The organism is Frankia nepalensis (genome assembly GCF_016786325.1).
In the GTDB taxonomy this organism is placed as follows: Bacteria; Actinomycetota; Actinomycetes; order Frankiales; family Frankiaceae; genus Pseudofrankia; species Pseudofrankia nepalensis.
Genome location: NZ_JADWYU010000358.1, coordinates 1 through 1,452 on the forward strand (window position 1 = coordinate 1; position 1,452 = coordinate 1,452).

At 78.8% G+C, this 1,452-nt stretch carries 1 protein-coding gene; it reads right to left on the reverse strand.

What is annotated here, in order from left to right; translation table 11 throughout:
- Nucleotides 1-69: 69 nt before the first annotated feature.
- Nucleotides 70-1,452: ABC transporter substrate-binding protein (locus tag I6A81_RS41185; protein WP_238441619.1), on the reverse strand; the 1,383-nt coding region annotated here is incomplete at its 5' end.

Genomic DNA, 1,452 nt, shown 5'->3' on the forward strand with positions numbered 1-1,452 from the left:
GGGGGGGGTCCCCCGCCCCCCCGGGGGGGGCGCCGGGGCCCGCCCGGGCCGGGCGGCCAGCCCGGGTGGTTAGCCCAGCAGGGTCGGGTCGTCGCGGTAGACCTCGGCGAGGAGCGACATGTCGAACAGGTCGGCGACGTCCACCCGGTAGCCGGCGCTCAGCAGCGCCTTCACGTTCTTCTCGGCGAGGGCCGGGGTGACGGTCAGCAGGCCGTTGCGGCGGGTGTCGTCGCTGACGATGAGCGTGTTCTGGATCTCGTTCATCGCCCGCTGGGTGGGCTCGTCCAGCCCCTTCGCGCCGGTGGCGAGGGTCAGCCGGGTGCCGAGCGCCGGGTCGGCGAGGTTGTCCCGCCAGCCGCGAATGTCGGCGGTCAGCGCCGCCTTGATCGCGTTGCGCTCCCGGGTGAGCGCGTCGACGGCGGCGACGTAGACCTGCGAGACGAGCGGGTAGCCGTGGTCGGCGAGCAGGAACGTCACGACGTCGACGCCGGCGAGCCGCAGCCGCAGCGCGACGTCGTAGGCGTGCGAGAGCAGCCCGTCGATCTCGCCGGCCGTCAGCAGGTCGTCCGGTGAGCCTTCGCTGACCTGGGTGATCGTGTCCGGGCGGATGTCGTTCGCGGCCAGGAACGTGTCCCAGATCTGCGCGGAGCCTTTCTCCACCCAGATCCGCTTGCCGGCCAGGTCCGCCGGGACGCGCAGCGGGGCCTGGGCCCGCGACGCGACGACCCAGGGGTAGCGCTGGTAGAGCGCGCCGACGGCGCGTACCGGGGCGCCACGGATGATCTCGCGAGCAAGCCCGTCGACGGCGCTGAACCCGAGCAGCGCGGTTCCGTTCGTGACCGCGTCCTCGGCCTGCGGGGCGCCGGAGCCGCCGGGAAGCAGCGTCGCGGACTGGAACCCCGCGTCCCGGTAGTAGCCCCGGTCGGCGGCGATGTAGCAGCCGGCGAACTCGACGTTCGGCGTCCAGGACAGCTGCACGCGCAGCTCGGCGGGGATCGCGCCGCCCGACGGCCCGCCGGCCGGGCTGGCGCCCGGGCCGCCCGCGGGCTCTCGCCCGTCGTCCCGGCCGCGGCTGATCGCGAAGGCCGCCGCGCCGCCGCCCGCGCCGAGCGCCAGACCGGCGGCGATCAGCCCGCGGCGGGTGAGGTCGCGCCGCCGGCCCCGACGCGGTTCGGCCGAGTCCGGGGCAAGCGGGAGCAGCAGGGGCGCGGACGAGGCTCCCCGCGGCCCGGGCGCGCCCTGCTGCCCGGGCGGGGCCGGCGGAGCGGGCGGCCTGCGGGGCGCGGGCGGGGCCGGCGGCGCGGGCGGGGCCGACCGGGGGCCAGCGGCGGGGCGTGGCGGGAACGGCGACACGAGCGGTGGCGGGCCGGGCGGGGCGCCCCCCGGCGGCGGGGGCGGCGGGGGGGGGGGCGCGGGCGGGGGGGGGGGGGTGCGCCCCCCCGGCGGGGGCCG